The 18,599-nt window shown below is 51.0% G+C and carries 19 protein-coding genes; all 19 read right to left on the reverse strand.

The genetic code is table 11. The annotated features are described in order from the left end of the window. Positions 1-29: 29 nt before the first annotated feature. Complete coding sequence (gene hisIE, locus AVZ68_RS04480; RefSeq protein WP_059103336.1) at positions 30-656, reverse strand: bifunctional phosphoribosyl-AMP cyclohydrolase/phosphoribosyl-ATP diphosphatase HisIE; 627 nt, start codon at positions 654-656, stop codon at positions 30-32. Continuing rightward, positions 653-1,411 carry an imidazole glycerol phosphate synthase subunit HisF gene (gene hisF, locus AVZ68_RS04485; protein ID WP_059103337.1) on the reverse strand — a complete coding sequence of 253 codons (759 nt, stop codon included), beginning with the start codon at positions 1,409-1,411 and terminating at the stop codon, positions 653-655. The genes hisIE and hisF overlap by 4 nt, the downstream gene beginning before the upstream one ends. Next, a complete protein-coding gene (hisA, locus tag AVZ68_RS04490) occupies positions 1,401-2,147 on the reverse strand; it encodes a 1-(5-phosphoribosyl)-5-[(5-phosphoribosylamino)methylideneamino]imidazole-4-carboxamide isomerase (RefSeq protein ID WP_059103338.1) in 747 nt (248 codons plus the stop codon). The genes hisF and hisA overlap by 11 nt, the downstream gene beginning before the upstream one ends. Then, positions 2,140-2,778: an imidazole glycerol phosphate synthase subunit HisH gene (hisH, locus tag AVZ68_RS04495; RefSeq protein ID WP_059103339.1), complete on the reverse strand. Its 639-nt coding sequence runs from the start codon at positions 2,776-2,778 to the stop codon at positions 2,140-2,142. The genes hisA and hisH overlap by 8 nt, the downstream gene beginning before the upstream one ends. After that, positions 2,779-3,366, reverse strand: coding sequence for an imidazoleglycerol-phosphate dehydratase HisB (gene hisB, locus AVZ68_RS04500; RefSeq protein WP_059103340.1), 588 nt, complete (start codon positions 3,364-3,366; stop codon positions 2,779-2,781). It lies immediately after the preceding gene. After that, entirely contained in the window at positions 3,363-4,637 is a 1,275-nt protein-coding gene (gene hisD, locus AVZ68_RS04505) for a histidinol dehydrogenase (RefSeq protein WP_059103341.1), read from the reverse strand. The genes hisB and hisD overlap by 4 nt, the downstream gene beginning before the upstream one ends. Beyond that, complete coding sequence (gene hisG, locus AVZ68_RS04510; RefSeq protein ID WP_059103342.1) at positions 4,634-5,272, reverse strand: ATP phosphoribosyltransferase; 639 nt, start codon at positions 5,270-5,272, stop codon at positions 4,634-4,636. Before hisG ends, hisD begins: the two co-directional genes overlap by 4 nt. Beyond that, entirely contained in the window at positions 5,265-6,455 is a 1,191-nt protein-coding gene (locus tag AVZ68_RS04515) for an ATP phosphoribosyltransferase regulatory subunit (RefSeq protein ID WP_180316668.1), read from the reverse strand. Before AVZ68_RS04515 ends, hisG begins: the two co-directional genes overlap by 8 nt. 246 nt (positions 6,456-6,701) lie before the next feature. Then, positions 6,702-7,184, reverse strand: a complete 483-nt coding sequence (locus tag AVZ68_RS04520; protein ID WP_059103344.1) for an acyltransferase — start codon at positions 7,182-7,184, stop codon at positions 6,702-6,704. Next, positions 7,181-7,828 carry a pyrophosphatase PpaX gene (gene ppaX / locus AVZ68_RS04525; RefSeq protein ID WP_059103345.1) on the reverse strand — a complete coding sequence of 216 codons (648 nt, stop codon included), beginning with the start codon at positions 7,826-7,828 and terminating at the stop codon, positions 7,181-7,183. The genes AVZ68_RS04520 and ppaX overlap by 4 nt, the downstream gene beginning before the upstream one ends. Beyond that, positions 7,818-8,774 carry a nucleoside recognition domain-containing protein gene (locus tag AVZ68_RS04530; protein ID WP_059103346.1) on the reverse strand — a complete coding sequence of 319 codons (957 nt, stop codon included), beginning with the start codon at positions 8,772-8,774 and terminating at the stop codon, positions 7,818-7,820. The genes ppaX and AVZ68_RS04530 overlap by 11 nt, the downstream gene beginning before the upstream one ends. Before the next feature lie 30 nt (positions 8,775-8,804). Continuing rightward, on the reverse strand, positions 8,805-9,650 hold the full coding sequence (gene lgt / locus AVZ68_RS04535) for a prolipoprotein diacylglyceryl transferase (protein ID WP_059103347.1): 846 nt from the start codon (positions 9,648-9,650) through the stop codon (positions 8,805-8,807). An 18-nt stretch (positions 9,651-9,668) separates the two neighbouring features. Further along, positions 9,669-10,604 (reverse strand): HPr(Ser) kinase/phosphatase, encoded by a 936-nt coding sequence (gene hprK, locus AVZ68_RS04540; protein WP_082676299.1) that lies wholly within the window; start codon positions 10,602-10,604, stop codon positions 9,669-9,671. 650 nt (positions 10,605-11,254) lie between these two features. Beyond that, positions 11,255-11,599 (reverse strand): phage holin family protein, encoded by a 345-nt coding sequence (locus AVZ68_RS04545; RefSeq protein ID WP_180316670.1) that lies wholly within the window; start codon positions 11,597-11,599, stop codon positions 11,255-11,257. 3 nt (positions 11,600-11,602) lie between these two features. Further along, complete coding sequence (locus AVZ68_RS04550; RefSeq protein ID WP_059103349.1) at positions 11,603-11,800, reverse strand: PspC domain-containing protein; 198 nt, start codon at positions 11,798-11,800, stop codon at positions 11,603-11,605. Between the two features lie 21 nt (positions 11,801-11,821). After that, positions 11,822-12,922, reverse strand: a complete 1,101-nt coding sequence (locus tag AVZ68_RS04555; protein ID WP_059103402.1) for a DUF4097 family beta strand repeat-containing protein — start codon at positions 12,920-12,922, stop codon at positions 11,822-11,824. A 140-nt stretch (positions 12,923-13,062) separates the two neighbouring features. Next, positions 13,063-15,936 (reverse strand): excinuclease ABC subunit UvrA, encoded by a 2,874-nt coding sequence (gene uvrA, locus AVZ68_RS04560; RefSeq protein WP_059103350.1) that lies wholly within the window; start codon positions 15,934-15,936, stop codon positions 13,063-13,065. 5 nt (positions 15,937-15,941) lie between these two features. Continuing rightward, positions 15,942-17,924, reverse strand: a complete 1,983-nt coding sequence (gene uvrB, locus AVZ68_RS04565) for an excinuclease ABC subunit UvrB (protein ID WP_059103403.1) — start codon at positions 17,922-17,924, stop codon at positions 15,942-15,944. 315 nt (positions 17,925-18,239) lie between these two features. Then, positions 18,240-18,599: hypothetical protein (locus AVZ68_RS04570; protein WP_180316669.1), on the reverse strand; the 360-nt coding region annotated here is incomplete at its 5' end.

An 18,599-nucleotide genomic window follows, 5' to 3' on the forward strand; every position in this document is an offset into this window, starting at 1 on the left:
TCAGCGCGCCTAGACCTCCCCCTGACCCATTACGTTTCATGCCGTTCTTTCAACCTTGTTAACACGGCGTCCAGAGGCAGCTTTTGTTCCTGCAAAAGCACAAGCGTGTGGTAAAGCAAATCCGCGACCTCCCACGTTAATTCTTCGGCGTCGCGATTTTTGGCAGCGATAATCACCTCTCCTGCCTCCTCGCCCACTTTCTTTAAAATTTTGTCGACCCCTTTATCAAACAAGTAGGTCGTATAGGCCCCTTCAGGCATTTCCACCTCGCGCCTGGCAATCACAGATTCCAGTTCATTTAAAATCGCGAACCGATCTTGCGTTGGCTTGACCGTGCCCCCCTCAATGGTTTCACTAAAGCAGGAATACGCGCCCGTGTGGCAAGCAGGCCCCTCGGGCTGGACGAGAACGAGCAGAGCGTCTTGATCACAGTCATAGCGAAGCTCGACGACGTTTTGCGTGTTCCCGGACGTTGCTCCTTTGTGCCAGAGTTCTTGGCGAGAGCGGCTATAAAACCATGTTTCTTTTGTATCCAGCGTTTTTGCCAGTGACTCCTCATTCATATAGGCAAGCGTCAGCACTTCTTTGCTTCTCGAATCTTGAACAATGGCAGGCACAAGGCCTTGTTCGTCAAACCGAATCGTATCCATTCTCATCGCACATGCACTCCCTTTTCTTTCACATCCGCCTTTACCTGGGCGACCGACGTTTCCTTGTAATGAAAAATCGAGGCTGCGAGCGCGGCGTCTGCGCAGTCTTCAAGAAACACTTCGGCAAAATGGTCGCTTTCTCCCGCGCCACCAGAAGCAATTACCGGCACATCGACCACGCCGTTGACGGCTTTAAGGAGCGGGAGGTCAAACCCGGTTTTTGCCCCGTCTTGATCCATGCTTGTGAGCAAGATCTCACCCGCGCCCAGCCGCACGGCCTCCCTGGCCCAGTCGGTCACCGTCCAATCGGTTGGCCTGCGACCACCGTGGGTGTACACACGCCACGTCCCCAGTTCTTCGTCCCATTTGGCATCCATCGCACAGACGATGCACTGGGCGCCAAAGTAATCCGCGCCTTCCTTAATAAGCTGTGGGCGCTTCACGGCGGCCGTATTCACAGAGACCTTGTCCGCACCTGCCCGAAGCACACGCTTCATGTCTTCAAGCGTGTTGATGCCCCCTCCGACGGTAAAAGGAATCGCTAACGTCCCTGCCACCTCTTCCACTACATCCATCATCGTCTCCCTTCCTTCATGAGAAGCAGAAATATCAAGAAAGACCAGCTCATCGGCGCCTTGCTCGTCGTAGAAGGCAGCCAAATCAACTGGATCACCAGCATCGCGAAGGCCGAGAAACTGGATGCCTTTGACTACTCGGCCTTCCTTTACATCAAGACAGGGAATAATTCGTTTAGTCAGCATTGCGCGTCTCCTCTCGCTCAAGCGCCTGAGCCAAAGTGAATTGCTCCGTATAGAGGGCCTTGCCCACAATTGCACCAGCGATGCCTTCTTTTCTCATGCGCAGTTCATCTAGATCCCTTAAGCTTGAGACGCCACCTGAGGCAATCACGTTTGCGCCAGTGGCTTCCGCTAATCTAGCAATCGCCTCTGTGTTTGGTCCACTTAGCATACCGTCTCGTGAAATATCGGTGAAGATAAACGTGCTCGCTCCGTGGCGCACCAGTTCAAGTGCCAGTTCCTCCGCTCTTACTTCAGATGTCTCGAGCCAGCCTTCTGTGGCAACATAACCATCTCTGGCATCGATGCCGATCGCTATGTTCTCTCCGTAGCGAGCGAGCATTTCTTGTGTAAACACCGGGTGGTTCACCGCTACGCTGCCAAGAATGACGCGGTCCACCCCTCGATCCAAATAGTAAGCGACGTCTTCGGCCGTCCGGATGCCGCCGCCCACTTGCACGGAAACATCCAGCTCTTTGGCCACACGAACAACCGACTCATGATTCACGCGCCTCTTTGCTTTTGCCCCGTCAAGGTCAACCATATGAATCCAGCGCGCGCCGTCTTGGGCAAAGATTTTGGCCATTTCAAACGGCGAATCCCCATACACCGTTTCCTTGCCATAATCTCCTTGCACAAGCCGCACGCATTTTCCGTCACGCATATCAATCGCTGGGTAGATCACAAATCCCTCAGTCATGAATCTTCACTCCTTGTTCCACGAGCTTGCCGAACTGCCGTAAAATCGCCATGCCGACGTCGCTGCTTTTCTCAGGGTGAAACTGCGCCCCGAGAACGTTCTCTCGTCCAACAATCGCCGGTACATCATGATGATACTCGCTGGAAGCTAGCACGACATTTTTTTCTGTCTGCACCACATACGAGTGCACAAAATAGACGTAGCCTTCTTCCACCGTTTCAAGCAGTGGGTGTTTCTTGTGGAAAGTCAGGTTATTCCAACCCATGTGAGGCACTTTGTAACGCACTCCTTCTCTCGTCTTTCCTGAAAAACGCACGACTTTGCCTGGCAAGTAGCCAAGGCCCTTTGTCCACCCGTACTCTTCGCTCTCTTCAAACAGCAGCTGCATCCCCAGGCAAATGCCGAGCAGCGGTTTGTTTTCTCCCACCCACTGATCCAAAAATGTTCGCAAACCGCTGCTATCGAGAATCGTCATCGCATCCGGAAACGCACCAACTCCCGGCAGGATCAAACCGTCTGCTTGCGCGAGCTCGGACGGTTCATTGGAGAGAACATAGTCCAAACCGATGCGCTCAAGCGCCTTGGAGACACTGTGTAAATTGCCCATCCCATAGTCAACAATGCCAATCATTTACAGCATCCCCTTTGTGGAGAGCAACCCTTTAATGCGCGGGTCGATCATCGTTGCTTCATCAAGCGCTCGGGCCAATGCTTTAAAGACCGCTTCAATCATGTGATGGGTGTTCTGCCCGTAGTGGACAATCACATGCACATTCATGCGCGCCTCAAGCGCCAGCTTCCAGAGAAATTCATGCACAAGCTCCGTATCAAACGTGCCTACCTTCTCTGCCGGAAAATCGGCGCGAAATTCAAGATGCGGGCGGTTGGAAAGATCAATTACAACCTGAGCAAGCGTTTCGTCCATGGGAACAAAAGCATTGCCGTAGCGCTTAATCCCTTTTTTATCGCCAAGGGCTTCTTTGATCGCCGTCCCTAGGCAGATGCCAATGTCCTCCGTCGTGTGGTGATCGTCGACCTCGGTGTCGCCATTGGCGTGAACACTGAGGTTGAACTGACCGTGCTTTGTAAACAAATCAAGCATGTGGGTTAAGAAAGGCACGCCGGTCTCTAATGAGGCTTCCCCCTCTCCATCCACTGCAAAATTCAGCTGAATCTGCGTCTCCCCTGTATTTCTCTCTACCGTATACTCCCTTGTCATGTTCCATCCTCCAGTCTGCGCTCTACCGCTCTTGCATGTGCTTCCAGTCCTTCAAGTCGGGCAAGGGCAGCGATGGTCGGTCCGTTTTTTTTCAGTGCGTGTTCGCTGTAATAAATAATACTTGATTTTTTTGTGAAATCGTCCACGTTTAATGGGCTGGAAAAACGCGCCGTTCCATTCGTGGGGAGAATATGGTTTGGGCCAGCAAAATAGTCGCCCACAGGTTCGGTGCTATGGGGCCCAAGAAAAATTGCGCCCGCATGGCGAATCTGCCCGAGCAGCTGCATTGGCTCCGATATGAGAATCTCGAGGTGTTCAGGCGCAAGCTGGTTGACTGCCCCAACCGCTTCCTCCATCGTCTCGGTCACGTAAATGCAGCCATAGTCACGAATCGAAACCTCGGCAATGGCCCGTCTTGGCAGACTAGACAGTTGCGACTCTACCTCTTCGGCCACAGCTTCCGAAAGCGCTCGAGACGGCGTCACAAGAATTGCCGAAGCCATTTCGTCATGCTCCGCCTGTGAAAGCAAATCTGCGGCAATATAGACTGGGCTAGCCTGTTCATCAGCGAGAACGACAATCTCACTCGGTCCGGCAATCATATCGATATCCACCATGCCAAAAACCGCTCGTTTCGCGAGGGCCACAAAAATATTTCCTGGACCCGTAATTTTATCGACCGCGGGGAGCGACTCAGTTCCATAAGCAAGAGCGGCGATCGCCTGCGCCCCTCCTGCCTTAACAATCGTTGTCACTCCAAGCTCTGAGGCGGTCACAAGCACGCTAGGGGAGAGAGACCCATCCGCTTGCGGCGGGGACGTCATCACGATTCGCTTGACACCGGCGACTTGCGCCGGGATCACGTTCATCATCATCGAGGAAGGATATGCCGCCTTCCCCCCTGGCACGTAGACACCCACCGCATCCAGAGGGGTCATTTTCTGTCCGAGGATCGTCCCGTCCTCCTCAGTTTGAAACCACGACTGTCGTTTTTGCCGCTCGTGAAAGGCACGGATGCTCGCGGCCGCTTCTCGAATCGCCTCGATGTTCTCCTCACTGAGCTCCTCATAAGCCGCCTCTCGCTCTTCATCTGTAACATAGAGCGAGGACAGCTCCGCGCCGTCCAACGTTTTTGCTAGTGTAAAGAGGGCGCCGTCTCCGTTCGTTCGGACATCAGCGATAATCTCATCGACGATCTCGCGCTGCTTCTCGGTGCCACTCTCCACGTCCCGCTTTAAGCTGACATTCGCCGTCATCGGTATAATCTTCATTCCACGTCTCCTCCTACAACCGTTGAAAGCCGCTCGACCATCTCATCAATTTCTACGGCGCGCGTGCGATAGCTAACTGGGTTCACGATCAACCTTGAAGTAATGGGCTTGATCTTCTCTAATTCAGCAAGGCCATTCTCGACAAGCGTCTGCCCAGTGGACACAATATCCACGATGCGATTGGCAAGACCGATTAATGGCGCGAGTTCGATCGAGCCATTTAGCTTGATAATTTCTACCTGCTCGCCCTGCTCCTTAAAATACGTGGCAGCGAGGTTCGGATATTTGGACGCCACTTTGGGGTTTAGTTCTCCTTTTTCGTACCCAGGGAGCGCAGCAACAGCCATATGGCAAGCGCTAATCTGTAAGTCTAGCACTTCGTAAACGTCCCGCGCCTCCTCGAGCATCACGTCTTTCCCTGCGACACCGATATCGGCCACCCCGTGCTCGACGTAGGTCGGGACATCCATCGGCTTGGCTAGGATAAACCGAATGTTTTCCTCTGGAACATCGACAATTAGCTTGCGCGATTCCTCGAAAGAGCCAGGTAGCGCGTAGCCCGCCTGACGCAATAGCCCAGCTGCCTCCTCAAAAATCCGTCCCTTTGGCATCGCCATCGTCAACGGCTTACGCATCGGTCTCTCCTCCTCCCTTTGTTTGGCCAATGCAATAAATGACATCGTCATATACGCCGGTCATTTCATCAATGCTGGCGATCCCCGATAGGTCCTGAAGCACAACGGTTTTTCCACGCTCACGATGCTCTTTCGCGACGGCAATCGCCTCCGCCCGACGCTCCTTGCTAAAAACAAGGCATACGCGCGGCTTCGCTTCGGGTTCCCTCCCGATCGCTTCGGCAAGCAGGTCCAGCCGAATGCCAAACCCTGTCGCCGATCCTGAACGCTCAAACTTTGAGAGCAGCTCATCATAGCGTCCGCCTCCGCCAAGTGGCACTCCTAACGCTTCGCCATAGACTTCAAACACAGAGCCGGTGTAGTAGCTCATATGTAGAACGAGGGTTAAGTCAAACTGTACAGCCTCTCTGAGGCCGTGTGCTTCAAGGGCCTCCGATAGTTCACGAAGGCTGGCAATCGCTGCCTTGCCTGCACGAGATTCGGTTAGTTCTTTCGCTCCTTCTAGCACTTCGACCCCGCCACGCAGCTTTAAAAGACGCATGAGCCGGCCTTTATCAATCGAAGAAAGGCCGAGACTCTTCACATGCTCCCGGAAGCCAACATAGTTTTTCTCGTACAGGTACCGGCGCAACGTCTCCGCTCGTTCTTCGTTGCCAACGATTTCGGTTAGAAGAGCTTCCAGAAAGCCAACATGACCGATCGCTACTTGGAATCGCTCAAGCCCGCCCTTTTTTAACGCAGAGCTAAGCAACGCAACAGATTCCGCTTCAGCACTAACGGTAGGGTCCCCAATCAGTTCAACGCCAATTTGCTCGAATTCGGCCGGCTTCCCCCCCTCAACTTGCTGGGCGCGAAACACCGTTGACTGGTACGCAAGCCGAACCGGGTAAGGGACGGCTCTCATGCTTGAAGCAACAAGTCTGGCAATCGGTGCGGTCATGTCCGGACGGAGAACAAGCGTCTTTCCATGATTATCAATAAGTTTAAAGAGCTGTGTATCGAGAATGGCAGAGGCTTCTCCGACGGTTTCATAATACTCTAGGCTAGGCGTCTGCACTCGCTCATAGCCCCAGCTCTCAAGCTCAGCGAGCATCTTCTTGCTAATCGCTTCCTGCATCTTATACAACGCCGGCAGTGTATCTCGCATACCCAGCGGTTTCTCAAACATAAATGGCTTCGCCAATTCCATCGCTCCCATCAAAAAAGATCAAATACTTTAGTCTGATAAATTACTAACGAAGTAAAGGATTCTCATAGTTTACAATTGGAGAGGACGGAAGTCAATACTGTTTTAAATAGTGACACAAATGGCGAACATTAAACGACAAACTCGTGGTCTTTCGATCGCCCCCTCCCTTTATAAGGGTAGCCAATTTCTTCTTATCCTCCATTTAGACGCGAAAAAACGAGCGCATCTACGCGCCCGCTTTCATTCTCGAATCACTTGCATCGGATTCCCCCCAACAAACGAACCAGGAGCCACATCTTTGTGGACCACGGTCCCTGCCGCAACAATGGCGCCGTTGCCAACCACGACCCCGGGCAAAATCGTTGTATTGGCCCCAATCATCACCTCATCGCCAATAACGACATCGCCTAGGCGGTATTCGTGGATCAAATATTCATGCGCTAGGATCGTGGTGTTATAACCAATAATCGTGTTGCGACCAATCGTAATCCGCTCGGGGAACATGACATCCATCATCACCATAAGGGCAATGGCCGTTTGCTCGCCAATGTTCATTCTTAAAAAGGTGCGGTACAACCAGTTTTTGAAGCGAAGGGAAGGCGTAAAGCGCGCCAATTGCGTAACGATAAATACTTTAACGACCTTCCAGAAGGACACGGTCTTATAGAGCTGCCAGAGGGAGTTCGATTGTTCCACCGGGTACCGCTCGGTTTTCCGACTCATTGTGCCCTGGTTCCTACAATCTCATAAAGATCCGTCATATCTTCTAGCACATGGTCAGGGTTCAGGGAGCGCACGAAGGCCTCCCCCTTCACTGACCACCCGACCGCTGCCGTGGCAACGCCGGCATTTTTTCCGGCTTCGATGTCGTGCGAATTATCGCCAACCATAATCGCTTCCTCGCGTCTGGCCCCGAGTCGCTCAAGCGCAAGGTGAATCGGCTCGGGGTCAGGCTTTGCGCTGGAGACATCGTCGAGACCAATGACCACATCAAAAAAACGGTCGAGCTTCATCAGCGCAAGGCCCATTAGCGCCGTCTTCTTAATTTTTGTTGTGACAATGGCCATCTTGTATCCTTGCGCATGAAGCTCTTGTAAAACATCGTAGACCCCTTCGTATTCCGTCACGAGCGCATCATGGTGTAGATGGTTGTGCGTGCGATACATCTGCATCATTTCTTCTGCTCTCTCCGGATCAAGCGTCGCGAATGTCTCTTTTAACGGCGGCCCAATGAAAGGCAGAACCGTCTCCCGCGAATACGTTCTTGGATAATAGTCTTCAAGTGTGTGTAAGAACGAGGCAATAATCAACTCGTTTGTATTGATTAACGTTCCGTCTAAATCGAACAATAGCGTTTTAATGGTCATAAGCTTCCCCCCTAACTCGACTTTGCTTCCGTTCAAACTGGTTCCATATGCGAGAAATCGCCACGGTCAAGACAAGCGCTGTGATCAGACGAATCAACAGCAGCGGCCAGACAGGAATGCCAAGGACGAGGAAGACAAGTGTATCTTCAACGACCGCGTGACAAGCCACGAGAAAAATAAAGACAATGTACAGATCTTTCTTTTTGACGCGGTCTTCCTTGACCGCTTGAATCATCACACCCGCTCCGTAAGCCAGCCCAATTGTTAGCCCAGAAGCAAGTGTAGTCGACGTGTTGCGGCCAACGCCCATCAGACGCGTCAATGGAGCGAGCCACTTGGAGAACACAGCGAGCCAGCCCTTTTCCCTCATCACTTGCACGAGCACCATCAGCGGGATGACGATAAGCGCTAACTGCAACACGCCTAGTGCTGCTGAAGATAGCCCTTCAAAGAGAATGGCCGGCAGACCACTCGCTTCCTGGCCAGCATTCTGCCCTTGTGAAGAAAATCCGTAAACGGCCTGCTCTGCGCCGCCGCTCCACAACAGGTTAATCAAGACCGCTGAAACAAACGCGAGCCCGAGGCGGACGGCAACAATTACCGAGACGCGAATGCCGACTTTTGCAGCAACCGCTGATTCAACCAGCAAATTATGAGAAAAGGATAGCATGACTGCTAAGATAAATACTTCTTTCACCGTTAAATCGAGCGACAAAATCGCGCCAATTCCCGCATATAAGTTCAGCACATTCCCAATCACAAGTGGAATCGCCGCTTCACCGGGAAGCCCCATCCAGCTCATCACTGGCGCGATCAAGCGAGCCAACCAGTCAAGCGCCGGCGTATACCCTAGAAGCGTGACGAACAGCGTCACTGGAAAAATAATTTTCCCAAGCGTCCACGTGGTTTGCAGACCCGATAAGAGCCCACGTTTTAGTATGCCCATTCTCTACACTCCCTCTCCCACATGGTCTCTCTATTTCTTTTTGGTTGAGTTTTTGCCGCTACTAGAAGCTTCCAAGTACCGCGGGGGCTTCACCGCAAGACGTCGATACACCCAAAGGATGAGCGCAACGACAATTAAGACGACCGACAATAGCTGAGCGGTTCGGATCATTGTATCCCCAATCAGCAAATAATCCAGTCTTACGCCCTCAATGAAAAAGCGTCCCACCGAATACCAAATGATATAGGATAAGAACAGCTCCCCTTGACGCAAATTCGCTCTGCGCAAAAGCAGGAGGATCGCGACACCGACGATGTTCCAAAGCGACTCATACAAAAATGTCGGATGATAATAGGTGCCGTCAATGAACATTTGATTAATGATCCATTCGGGCAAGAACAGACCCTCTAAAAACTCGCGCGATACGGAACCTCCGTATACTTCCTGATTGACGAAATTTCCCCAGCGTCCAATTGCTTGACCGATCAAGATGCTAGGCGCAGCGACATCCGCAATTTTCCAAAACGAGACGCCCCGCTTTTTGGCAAAGACGATCGCCGTCATCACGGCTCCGATCAAGGCTCCGTGAATCGCGATGCCTCCTTCCCAAATAAAGAACACACGAATCGGATCATCCGCGAACTGTTCAAACCGGAAAATCACATAGTAAAGGCGCGCAGAAATGATTGAAATTGGCAACGCCCAAAGCAGTAAATCAGCAAATAAATCTTTGGGTAGGCCTCTTTTGTTCGCTTCATGGTTCGCCATCACATAGCCGATTCCGACGCCGAGCAAAATAAGCACTGCATACCAATGGATCGTGAGTGGCCCGAGCTGCAAAAACACAGGATCCATGGGCGTGATTGCATCTTCCATTTTTAAGTCCCCTCCTTTCTAATAATTGGTTTGTTCTCCCTCTTCAATCACTTCAGTGAGTCGCTCTGAGAACTCCTGGGCCGCATTAAACCCTAAACGCTTTAAGCGGAAATTCATGGCAGCGACTTCAATAATGACCGCTAGGTTCCGGCCCGGCCGGACAGGGACGGTGATTTTCGTAATCTCCGTATCAAAAATTTTCATTTTCTCTTCCTCTAGTCCAAGACGGTCGTACGCCTTTTTCTGATCCCAAAGCTCAAGGTCAATACAAAGGCTAATTCGTTTGAACGGCCGGACCGCGCCTGCCCCAAACAACGTCATCACATTGATAATGCCGAGCCCGCGGATTTCGAGCAAATGCTGCAACAGCGGCGGAGGATGGCCGACAAGCGTGTCTTCGTTTTGCTGGCGAATTTCCACCGAATCATCGGCAACGAGGCGATGCCCGCGCCGGACCAGATCCAAAGCGGTCTCGCTTTTGCCCACGCCGCTGCCTCCAGTGATTAAGACGCCAATGCCGTAAATATCGACAAGGACGCCGTGCACGGCCGTAACAGGAGCAAGCTCTCCTTCGAGAAAGTTCGTCACTCGGCTACTTAGCTGCGTCGTTGTTAACGTTGAGCGGAGAACAGGAACCCCTGTTGCCTCCGCCGCCTTGACCAGTTCTTCAGGGGGTTCAAGCCCACGCGACAAAATAATGCCAGGCGTATCGTATGTACAAAGCTTTGTCATTCGCTCTTCTTTTTCTTGATCGGAGAGTTGCTTGTAGAAAGAAAGCTCGGTGCGGCCGATGAGCTGGAGCCGCCGGGCCGGGTAATACGTAAAAAAACCGGCCATTTCAATGCCGGGCCTGGAAATGTCACTCGTGGTGATCGGACGATAAATCCCTTCCTCGCCTGCCAATAATTCAAACTGAAATCTCTCAAGCATGTCGCTTGCTGTCACTGTTGCCACACTGTTCACCTCATTTATCCACGTCAGCCTGACGTGCGCCTCACCTTTTTCATCTTACCTAGGAATGCAACACTGCTATTTTCCATTGTAGCACGTTCTAGCACAAACATTCACTACTTGTGCCAAGGGCCAAACCGAAAAGCGGAGGCAATTTGCCCAAATTTTGAAATTCCTGCCTTAGAAACCCGATCTTGGGTTTCAGGGCAGAACAGAAAAATTCCGAGCTTCGACCCGCCGCAGCTAGACAATACCGAAAAGCGGAGGCGCCCTGCTCACGAGCGACAAGTTCTGGAGCGACGGCAGAATCAAGCCCGGTCTTGGCTTGATCTGGCGGCGTGAAGAAACCTCGAGCGAGTGGGCGCCGCAGCTAGATCAAGAAAAGCGCAGGCGGGTTGATCAGAAGCGAGGATTTTGGAAGGCCTGGACTAGAAATCCCGACCTTGGATTTCAGGCCAGGACTGAAAAATCCCGAGCTTCTACCCGCCGGAGCTAGACAACTCGAAAAGCGCAGGAGGGTCGAACAGAAGCGCGAATTTTGGAGACCTGACAACGAAATCCTGCCCTTGGATTTCATTGTCAGGGCGAAAAATCTCGACGCTTCTACCCGCCGGAGCTAGACATAAAAAAAGACCGTTCAAAAAGCGAACAGTCTAAGATCGTTTAATGGGGTTGATAAGCAGGGCTTGGAAGATGGCTATAATCACCGCGGCAATTAAAGCAATGCCAAAGCTGTCAATGACAAAACTTGAGCCCATCACCCACTGTGTTAATAAAAGCGTGACCGCACTAATCACGAAGAGAAACAGCCCGAGTGTCAGGACGGTTATGGGCAGCGTTAAGACGGTCAAGATCGGCTTGACGGTCCAGTTCAAGACGGTCAAAATCAGGCTCGCAATCACCGCTGCGCCAAAACCAGAGAGCGAAAAGCCATCGAAAAGAACAGAAATCAGCAGCAACACAAGGGCATTGAGCACAAGTCCAATGAGCCATCTAATCATTTACTCTAAGTCCTCTGCATTGGGAACTAGGATGACCGCAACAATGTAGGCGATAATCCAGCCAATTCCTGCTGTTAGAACGAAAAGCACGGCTGCAGCGATTCGAATCAGCGTTGGATCCACGTTAAAGTAGTTGGCAATGCCCCCGCATACGCCGGCAATCATGCGATTCTGCCGGGAACGGTACAATTTCTTCATCTTTGTCACCCCTTCGTTCAACTAGGTTGCATCTCGCACAGAAATGGTGCCGGTATTGGTTCCGGCTGTAAGCTTCACTCTCGCTGATTTCTCTCCGTTGCCAATGAACTGGAGGAAGCGCTGAGCCATTTCCTTTTTCTCGTTGACCACCTCAGAATCTGTGAGTTTATTGACAAGGGAGCCGACATTGGTTTTGAGCTTTCCTTCCACGCGAATGTCTTTGGAAACAAGAAGCTCCACGCTTCCTGTCGCCGCCTTTACATCCACATATCCTGGTTCGGTTAACGCGTCAATGGCAAAGGAGATGTTCCCGTTCACGGTTTCAATGTCTGCATCTTGAACAGGCCCCATCACAGAAATCTCTCCAGTAAACGTTTTGGCATCCAAGACCTGAATCTGGCCTTTTTCGCAAACAATTTTTCCATTCACCGTTTCAAGGCTCGCTTTTTTCGCGATGACTCCGTCTGTCTCAATCGGTCCATTCACCGTTGAGGCTTCAAGCGTATCACAGGAGATAGATTCCCCTTTTAACTTGCCATTAAACGTGTGCACCTTGATATATTCGTAGTGGGAGCGCGGCACATACATGGTCGCTTCCATTTTTATCGACTTCACCTTTGTTTCAAAACAGAGCTTATCATCATCGACGAAAAACGTGGATTCATTAAAAAACCGCCGGCGCGCTTCATCCGTGTTTTTCACGCGGTACACTTTTGCCTGACACTCCACGCGTACATCCGACTCATCCCAAGGAACGAGCGTTAGCGACCCATTCTCCAGAGAGATAGCAAGCGACTTAGGAGGCCGGCCTTGGTGCTGGTAGATGTGATCCATGACAACATGGGGGCCAAAGTTAAAGTCGAGATCCACGTCTTTGATCTTCTGGATGGCCGAATCAAAGATACCTGTCAATTTCGACAGCTGGCTCTCCACACTTTCTTCGCGGTGTTTGCTTCTGTAGGAATCACCTTCTTCCCACTTCACTTCCGTTGACACTTCAGAACGGGAGGAATTTTCCTCTTCCTGCGTGCGGTTGTTTGTTGCTTCAAGCAGTTTAAGCCCTTCCTCGGCAGTAATCTTGCCATCCTCAATCATTTTTAAAATCATTCGACGTTCTTCCAAGGTCATCGCTCCTTCTATTTGATCTTCCTACTATCGTATTACGAAACAGCCAGACTATATGTTTCAACTTTATTCTGCAAAATTCCAAGAACCTCAGGGAACGGGTTGAATGGCCCCCCGCTACCCTTTCGTCTCCTCCTTCAACTTCTCTGAAGCTCCGCTTTTTTCAGCGACGCCTCCATTCGCGTCTTGTCCCGCTCCAGGATAGGCTTCAAATACGTTCCTGTGTAAGAAGCGGTTTCTTCCGCCACATCCTCTGGGGTCCCCTGGGCGACGAGGCGCCCGCCGCCTTCGCCCCCTTCAGGGCCAAGGTCAATGATATGGTCCACCGTTTTAATCACATCCAAATTATGCTCAATCACAAGAACCGTGTCGCCATTATCGACAAGCCGCTGCAACACCTTTAGCAAGCGGTCAATATCGGCAACGTGGAGCCCCGTGGTCGGTTCATCAAGAATGTAGAGCGTTCTTCCGGTTGGGCGTTTATGAAGCTGAGAGGCAAGCTTGACGCGCTGTGCCTCGCCGCCAGATAGCGTGGTCGCCGGCTGCCCAAGCCGAATGTAGCCTAGCCCAACATCCGCAAGGGTTTGCACTTTCCGCTTGATTTTTGGATGGCTGCCAAAGAACTCCACGCCTTCCTCCACGGTCATCTCTAGCACATCGGCAATCGTTTTGCCTTTGAAGGTCACTTCCAGTGTCTCGCGATTGTAGCGTTTGCCATGACACACTTCACACGGTACATAGACATCAGGAAGGAAATGCATTTCAATTTTAATGATCCCGTCTCCACGGCAGGCTTCGCAGCGTCCGCCTTTGACGTTAAAGCTAAAACGTCCCTTCTTATAGCCGCGGACCTTCGCTTCATTTGTCATCGCAAAGACTTCGCGAATGTCATCAAACATGCTCGTATAAGTTGCTGGATTGGAGCGTGGCGTTCGACCGATCGGCGACTGATCAATGTCAATCACTTTGTCCATTTCCTCGATGCCTTGAATGGCTTTGTGCTTCCCAGGCTTCTGCTTGGCACGATTAATCTTCTGGGCAAGGGCTTTATGAACAATCTCGTTCACGAGTGTACTCTTCCCGGAACCAGAAACACCAGTGACCGCCATAAGCACACCAAGAGGGAACGTCACATCAATATTTTTTAGATTATTCTCCGTCGCTTTTTTTACGGTGAAGGAACGGTTGCCAAGCGCTCGTCGTTCGCTTGGAACAGGGATGAACCGTTTGCCTGCTAAATACTGCCCGGTGAGAGACTCCGCATCCGCAATCAACGTTTCAGGGGAGCCTTCAGCTGTGATTAGCCCGCCGTGAATCCCGGCTCCCGGTCCGATGTCGATGATGTGATCAGCCGCAAGCATCGTGTCCTCATCATGTTCGACAACAATCAGTGTGTTCCCTAGATCGCGCATACGTTTTAGCGTCGCAATCAGGCGGTCATTGTCGCGCTGATGCAGGCCGATCGAAGGCTCATCGAGAATATACAGCACCCCCATTAGAGAAGAGCCAATCTGGGTGGCAAGCCGAATCCGCTGTGCCTCCCCTCCTGAAAGCGTTCCTGCCGCTCGAGATAACGTCAAATAATTAAGGCCAACATTAATCAAGAATCCAAGGCGGTCTCGAATTTCTTTTAATACTTGTGAGGCGATCGCAGCATCTTTCTCCGATAGTTCCAGAGAGTGAAAAAAGTGATCGGCCTTTGTACACGACATCTGACTCACTTCGCCAATATGCTTGTCACCTACAAAAACGGACAGAGCTTCTTTTTTTAACCGATGGCCTTTACACGTCGGGCAATCTTTTTGCGACATATACCCTTCCATTTGTTCGCGCGTAAAGTCGGAACTTGTCTCACGGTAACGGCGCGAAATATTGGCGAGCACGCCTTCAAACACAATCATATGCTCGCGAACGCGGCCGAAGTCATTTTCATAGTGGAAGAAAATCTTTTCGCTGCCTGTTCCATAGAGAATCTTTTCCGCATGCGCCTCTGGCAATTGTTCAAACGGGGTATCCATATCAATTGAAAAATGCTCGCAAACGGCTTCCAGAAGCTGCGGATAATAATTGGAGCTTACCGGCACCCACGGCGCAATGGCATGATCTCGTAGGGTTCTTGAAGGGTCTGGGACCACAAGCTCTCGATCAACCTCGAGCTTCATGCCTAAGCCGTCACACGTAGAACACGCTCCGAACGGACTGTTGAATGAAAACATACGCGGCTCCAGCTCTGGGATCGAGAAGCCGCACTCCGGACAAGAATGGTGCTGGCTGAACAGCAGCTCTTCCCCGTTAATCACATCTACAAGCACACGTCCATCCGCTAGTTGCAGCGCTGTCTCTAATGAATCCGCAAGTCGAGACTGAATCGCTTCCTTGACAACAATCCGGTCAATGACCACTTCAATGGAGTGCTTTTTGTTTTTCTCAAGCTCGATGTCCTCAGCGACTTCGCGCATCTCTCCGTCCACACGCACCCGCACGTAGCCATCCTTTTTAATCTGCTCAAACACTTTGGCATGCGTCCCTTTTCGACCAGAAACGAGCGGAGCAAGCACTTGCATCTTTGTTCTCTCCGGGAACTCAAGCACGCGGTCGACCATTTGCTGAACGGTTTGCGAGGAGATTTCAATGCCGTGCCTTGGACAAATAGGCGTGCCGATACGCGCATAGAGCAGTCGTAAATAATCATGAATTTCCGTCACCGTGCCGACCGTTGACCTCGGGTTTCGGCTGGTTGTTTTCTGATCAATGGAAATGGCCGGTGAAAGCCCCTCGATCGAATCGACATCCGGCTTGTCCATTTGTCCTAAAAATTGACGGGCATAAGCGGAGAGCGACTCAACATAACGACGCTGCCCCTCCGCATAAATCGTGTCAAACGCCAGCGACGATTTCCCCGAACCAGACAAGCCTGTAAGCACTACAAGCTTGTCGCGAGGAATCGCCACGTCCATATCTTTTAAGTTGTTCGAGCGTGCTCCTTTTATGACAATCTCTTCATGTGCCATCGGCGTCATCCTTCCGCTTTCAATTCGAGCAGCACATCACGCAATTCCGCTGCTCGCTCAAAGTTTAAGTCTTTTGCTGCCTGCTTCATTTCTGCTTCGACACGTACGATCATATCCTGGCGCTCTTTCTTGCTTAGCTTCTGCGTAGGAACCACATTCGCCTCATAGTCTTCAGCATCTTCCGCTACATACGTCGCCTGAACCACATCAGGGATTTTCTTCTGAATCGTCATCGGTGTAACCCCGTGCTCCTCGTTGTACGCCTGTTGAATGGTGCGGCGGCGTTCCGTTTCTTTTAATGCCGCATCCATGGAATTTGTAATTTTGTCGGCATACATGATCACGTGGCCGTTCGAATTACGCGCAGCCCGTCCAATCGTCTGAATCAACGAACGCTCTGCTCGCAAAAAGCCTTCCTTGTCCGCATCAAGAATCGCCACAAGCGACACTTCAGGGATATCAATGCCTTCGCGGAGAAGATTAATCCCGACCAGCACGTCGAATGTCCCTAAGCGGAGCTGTCGGAGAATCTCTAAGCGCTCCAGAGTCTTGACCTCTGAGTGCAGATAGCGCACTTTAATGCCTATTTCTTTGAGATAATCGGTCAAGTCCTCAGACATCTTCTTGGTTAAGGTTGTGACGAAAACACGTTCATTTTTCTCCATGCGATCGTGAATTTCCCCAATCAAGTCATCAATTTGCCCCTCAATCGGTCGCACGTCCACGTTTGGATCAAGCAAGCCCGTTGGACGAATGATCTGTTCCACCATCTCTGGCGTATGTTCCAATTCATAAGGGCCTGGCGTGGCCGAAACATAGACAGACTGGCCAACCTTTTCTCGGAACTCCTCAAATCGGAGCGGGCGGTTATCAAGCGCAGACGGCAAGCGGAACCCGTGGTTAACAAGAATTTCTTTTCTCGCCCTGTCCCCATTAAACATCCCCCTTACTTGAGGAAGCGTCACGTGAGACTCATCCACCAGTAATAGAAAATCCTTGGGAAAGAAATCAAGCAATGTGTACGGTGTTGCCCCAGCCTCTCGTAACGTTAAATGACGCGAATAGTTCTCAATCCCTGAGCAAAAACCCATTTCCGCCATCATCTCAAGGTCATAGCGCGTCCGCTGCTCCAGTCTCTGAGCTTCGAGCAGCTTTCCCTCCTCATTGAGTTCTTTCAATCTCTTTTCCAGCTCAGCCTCGATATTAACAATCGCTTTCTTCATCTTTTCTTCCCGTGTCACAAAGTGGGAAGCCGGAAAGATCGAGACGTGGCGCCGTTCCCCTTTAATTTCTCCAGTAAGAGCGTCAACTTCTGTAATTCGGTCAATTTCATCCCCGAAAAATTCTACGCGTAAGCACTGTTCGTCGCGCGAGGCGGGAAAAATCTCAACCACATCCCCACGGACCCGAAACGTTCCGCGAATAAAATTTAAGTCGTTGCGGTCGTACTGAATATCGACAAGCTTTCGCAGAAGCTCATTCCGGTCCATTTCCATTCCTGTGCGAATAGAAAGAACAAGCTCGCGATACTCCTCTGGCGAACCTAGACCGTATATACAGGAAACACTGGCAATAATGATGACATCGTTGCGCTCAAACAGGGAGCTTGTGGCTGAATGTCGCAATTTATCAATTTCATCGTTAATACTCGCATCTTTTTCTATAAATGTATCCGAGGAAGGCACATACGCCTCCGGTTGGTAATAATCATAGTAACTAACAAAATACTCAACAGCGTTGTTTGGAAAGTATTGCTTGAATTCACTGTAAAGCTGACCTGCTAATGTTTTATTATGGGCCATAATTAATGTCGGCTTGTTCACAGCTTGAATGACGTTGGACATTGTGAACGTTTTTCCTGTCCCCGTCGCTCCAAGCAGCGTCTGATGCTCCTCTCCATTCTTTATAGCTTCCACAATTTCTTCAATTGCCTTAGGCTGGTCCCCCTGAGGCATATACTCTGAGACGAGTTCAAACGATTGCTCCATAATATGATCGGTACCGTTCACAAAGAAACACACCTCTCGCTGCCTCTTTCCAACGGGTTACCTTACCCTCCATTTCTCTGTGCCATTCTCTTTCCCAATTTATTCCCTTTTGTCAAGCGGGCAAACCTATTTAAACAAGTGTTCGCTCTTATGCTATTATAGCATAACCGTCTGGAAAACCATACAAACAAGGGAACACTTGTGCTCAATAAAGAAGACTATTATTGTACAAAAAACCAACAGAAAACGCACGTACTTTGACTTATCAGAGCCTAGAGTTAAAAGCGATGCCGAAAAAAATCGGCATCGCTTTTTTTACTGCGGGTGGAAGCTGGAGATTTTTGTTGTCAGGGCTCCAACATTCTCACTCCTGACCAACCCGCCTCCGCTTTTCTTCTGATCCAGCTGCGACGGGTAGGAGCTCGAGGTTTCTTCACGCCGCCAGATCAAGCCAAGAACAGGCTTGATACTGCCGTCGCTCCAGAACTTGTCGCTCCTGACCAACCCGCCTCCGCTTTTCTTCTGATCCAGCTGCGGCGGGTAGGAGCTCGAGGTTTCTTCACGCCGCCAGATCAAGCCAAGAACAGGCTTGATACTGCCGTCGCTCCAGAACTTGTCGCTCCTGACCAACCCGCCTCCGCTTTTCTTCTGATCCAGCTGCGGCGGGTAGGAGCT

Source organism: Shouchella shacheensis, assembly GCF_001484965.1.
Classification (GTDB): domain Bacteria; phylum Bacillota; class Bacilli; order Bacillales; family Bacillaceae_D; genus Shouchella; species Shouchella shacheensis.